At 56.6% G+C, this 3,882-nt stretch carries 4 protein-coding genes; 3 read left to right on the top strand and 1 reads right to left on the bottom strand.

The annotated features are described in order from the left end of the window. Window positions 1–158 precede the first annotated feature (158 nt). Window positions 159–1,136: a fatty acid desaturase gene (locus ACP5E6_RS16915; protein ID WP_427956138.1), complete on the top strand. Its 978-nt coding sequence runs from the start codon at window positions 159–161 to the stop codon at window positions 1,134–1,136. 4 nt (window positions 1,137–1,140) lie between these two features. Here ACP5E6_RS16915 and ACP5E6_RS16910 read toward each other — a convergent pair whose 3' ends face one another. Continuing rightward, the gene (locus ACP5E6_RS16910; RefSeq protein ID WP_427956135.1) at window positions 1,141–2,739 is read right to left on the bottom strand and encodes a gamma-glutamyltransferase family protein; all 1,599 of its coding nucleotides are present in this window, start codon (window positions 2,737–2,739) and stop codon (window positions 1,141–1,143) included. A gap of 92 nt (window positions 2,740–2,831) precedes the next feature. Between ACP5E6_RS16910 and ACP5E6_RS16905 the strand changes: the two genes are divergently transcribed. Together ACP5E6_RS16905 and gpt are read left to right on the top strand one after the other, a co-directional pair. Next, entirely contained in the window at window positions 2,832–3,176 is a 345-nt protein-coding gene (locus ACP5E6_RS16905) for a tRNA-binding protein (RefSeq protein ID WP_427956133.1), read from the top strand. Beyond that, window positions 3,176–3,646, top strand: a complete 471-nt coding sequence (gene gpt, locus ACP5E6_RS16900; RefSeq protein ID WP_427956131.1) for a xanthine phosphoribosyltransferase — start codon at window positions 3,176–3,178, stop codon at window positions 3,644–3,646. The genes ACP5E6_RS16905 and gpt overlap by 1 nt, the downstream gene beginning before the upstream one ends. The last annotated feature ends 236 nt before the right edge of the window (window positions 3,647–3,882 follow it).

The raw sequence follows: 3,882 nt of genomic DNA, 5'->3' as shown, positions 1-3,882 counted from the left end.
TCTCGACCGGTCAGCCTTAGCTTAAACACCTGTCCAAAAAATCGGAGCCGCCGCAGTCATATTCGACAAGGGTGGGTTATTCGTCCTATAGACCTTGCTTTGGTTTAATGGCTTTTGGTATCGAACCCTCTGCCAGATACGGAGATAGCAAACTCTAAATGTCAAATGATCTGCCCTGGCGCCCGATGGTCGCACCCTATCTGAAGCCTGACACGAAGCTCGCAGTGCTGCAGCTTGTGGGCACATTATTGCCGTTCGTTGTAGCGTTGGGTTTGATGCTCGTCGCAATTAATAATGGCTATTGGGCTGGACTTCTGTTGTTGCCGATAGGCGCGGTTCTTGTAGTGCGCTTATTTATGTTACAACACGATTGTGGTCATGGCTCGTTCTTTGCCCGGAAGTGGGCAAACGACGCGCTAGGTTTAGTGCTCGGCGTTCTAACGCTGACTCCTTACACCGCTTGGCGCGGTGCCCATGCTGTGCACCACGCCAATACAGGCAATCTGGACCGGCGTGGTATTGGTGACGTCACGACATTGACAGTTCCTGAATATAACGCACTGTCACGCTGGCGCCGACTTCAGTATCGATTATATCGCCATCCGCTTGTTCTGTTCGGGTTCGGACCGATCTGGCTGTTCTTGATCAGCAATCGTATTCCATCTGGCGATCCACGCCGACGCTGGCGTGATTGGTTGAGTGTTCTTGGAACTAACGCGGCTCTCGCTATTATGTTAGTTTCTCTAGTTTTGACCCTAGGGCCGGTTGCCGTGCTGGTGGCTTGGTTGCCGATGATGGTGCTGGCTGCCACCATCGGAGTCTGGTTATTTTACATCCAGCACCAATTCGAGAATACTTATTGGGAACCAAAAGCGAATTGGGATTTTCAAACAGCTGCTCTCAAGGGCGCCTCGTTTTACGATCTGCCGCGTGTAATGCATTGGATGACGGGAAACATCGGGTTTCATCACATCCACCATCTTTCCAGCCGCATTCCGAACTACAGGCTGCGCGCGTGCCACGAAGCCAATCCCGTCTTTCAGGCATCACCGCGTCTTACGTTCTGGTCTAGCCTGAAATGTGCCCGCTTGGCCCTATGGGATACGGAGATGCGACGGCTAGTACCTTTTAGTTGATTTTTTAAAAGCCAAGGGCGCAACCATCCTTTCGTGGGTCGGATCCACCGATGAGAATTCCGCGTTTGAAGTCGATTAGAATAGCTTGACCTCCACCATGCGGTCGCGATGTGTATGAAATATTATGACCACGGGAGACCAATCCCTCAATCGTAGCTTTGGGTATTGTGGGTTCAACTTCAACAATGCCAGCGTAAGGAAAGACGCGGGGCAGGTCGAGTGCGGCTTGCGGGTCGAGTCCGTACTGGCGCAGGTTGGTAAGCAGCCATGACTGACCCATCGGTTGGTAATGCCCACCCATAACGCCGAACGGCATGACGGCATGGCCGTCTTGCGTCGCCATTCCCGGGATGATGGTGTGCATCGGACGCTTTCGGGGAGCGATGCAATTGGGGTGGTTACGTTCCAGCCGAAAACCGAGACCTCGGTTATGGAGGACGACGCCGGTATTACCGGCAAGAATACCGGAGCCGAAGCTTTCATAGGTGGAATTGATGAAGGAGCAGGCATTGCCGGCCTCATCGACAACGCAGAGATAGACGGTGTCCCGGTGGAGCGGCAGCAACGCCTCACCGGCTCGGGGCATTACCGGTATCGTTTGTTCATCGTCGATCAGTCGTCGCAATGAAGTCAGATAACCATCGCTGAGCAAGTGATCCACCGGGATCGACGAATGGTCGGGGTCGGCGAGCATGGCATCGCGGTCACGATAGACCAGGCGGGCAGCCTCGATGTGGCGATGCATGCGAATTGGACCGAGCGGTCCGTCGGGGGCGGCACCGAAGCCTTCGAGAATTCCGAGCAGCATCAACGCGAGGATCCCTGACCCATTGGGAGGACATTCCCAGATGGTCAGCCCATCGAAATCGCGTTTAATCGGGGCGACAAATTGGGCTGCGGTGCGGCCCTCGGCGAAATCGGCCTCTGTGTGCAACCCACCACGGGCGCGGAGTTCGGCAACCATGCTGGCGGCAATCGGGCCCTCGTAGAAGGCCTTGGCCCCATGGCGGGCAATGGCCCGCAACGTTGCAGCCAGCTCAGGCTGGGTGATGACAGTACCAACGGTAGGCGGTTGCCCGTGAGGCAGGAGGCTGTCGGCTCCGGTTTTACGCAGCTTGTCGACGGTGTTGGCCCAGTCGAACGCAACGCGCGGCGATACCGCAAATCCGGCCTCAGCGTAATGGATGGCAGGTGAAAGGGCGGCGGCAAGATCACGCTTGCCATGGGCTGCGAGCAGCGTCTCCCAAGCGCTGACCGCGCCGGGGATGGTGACAGTGTGGGGTGACGTCGGCTCGAGGCTGGTAATGCCGTGGGCCTCATAATAATCGATCGTGGCAGCGGCCGGCGCGCGACCAGATCCGTTCATTGCGATCACGTCCGCGTTGCCAGCCTTTTTATAGAGGCAGAAACAGTCGCCGCCGATTCCGGTCGATTGCGGCTCAATGACGGCAAGTGTGGCCGCAGCGGTGATTGCGGCGTCGAGCGCATTGCCGCCGGCACGCAGCGAATCGATTGCGGCTAGGGTCGCTGCAGGCACCGATGTCGCCGCCATGGCGCGCCGCGCATAGACGGCGCTGCGGCCTGGACTGTGAAAATCGCGCATGTGGCCTCTTGCTCTGTTGCTTTGCGTATTCCGAGATTTGTTGCACCGCTCTCTGCGGTTGACAAGTCGAGAACTCTGGCCAATGCCGGGGTATGAGCGATGAAACCGTGAGCTATGGCGATTTTGAGCGGATCGATATCCGGGTCGGCACTATTGTGGATGCTCGGGCGTTTGCTGAGGCACGCAAACCGGCGATTAAATTATGGATCGATTTTGGGGGAGATCTCGGCGTAAAGCGGTCTTCGGCACAGGTGACCGTTCATTACACGCCGGATCGCCTGATCGGGCGGCAGGTATGTGCTGTGGTTAATTTTCCACCCCGCCAGATCGGACCTTTCGTATCCGAAGTTTTGACGCTGGGTATGCCGGACGCGGATGGGGCGGTGGTGTTGATCCGGCCTGATTTTGAAGTGCCTGCAGGGGGAAAACTTTTCTGATGGCGCAGCACTATTACGTCGTGTCGTGGGATCAGTTGCATCGAGATTCTAAGGCGCTGGCATGGCGACTGAACACGATGTCCCCGTTTCGCGGTATCGTTGCAATCACTCGAGGCGGGTTGATCCCGGCGGCGATTATCGCACGTGAATTAGAGTGTCGATTGATCGAAACCGTCTCGATCGTTACTTATGACGAGGAAGAGCGCGGCGAGCCACGCATCACCAAGCCACCAAGCGCAGCGGGCGATGGCACCGGATTTCTCATTATCGATGATCTCGTCGATACGGGCACAACGGCGCGTCAGGTGCGGGCGCTATTGCCGAACGCGCATTTTGCCACGGTCTATGCGAAGCCTGCGGGCAAGATGCTGGTCGATACATTCATTACGGAAGTGTCCCAGGATACCTGGATCTTGTTTCCTTGGGATACGGAACCGCAGTTTGTGGCTCCGATCGCGCGCAAGGTTTAGGAAATCCTTTAGGATGGCTCGGCCGTTCATTCACTCGTTTCGCCCCGATTCGACGCTATTTTTCGCGCGGCACAGTACCGGCGGTTACCCCTTGTTCGGTGCGTGATGGTGCGGGAGCGATGACGGAGGGACGTCGGAATGAGGTTGTCGAAGCGTATGCCACAGGAAATGATGATGATCGTTTATTGATGGACACTGAGGTGATGTATGTCGCATGGCACCGCTGTGCGATGAGG

Origin of the sequence: Acidiphilium sp., assembly GCF_049977125.1 — a bacterium.
In the GTDB taxonomy this organism is placed as follows: domain Bacteria; phylum Pseudomonadota; class Alphaproteobacteria; order Acetobacterales; family Acetobacteraceae; genus Acidiphilium.
Note: the sequence above shows the minus strand (reverse complement) of the source record. Positions and strands in the feature narration are given on the sequence as shown.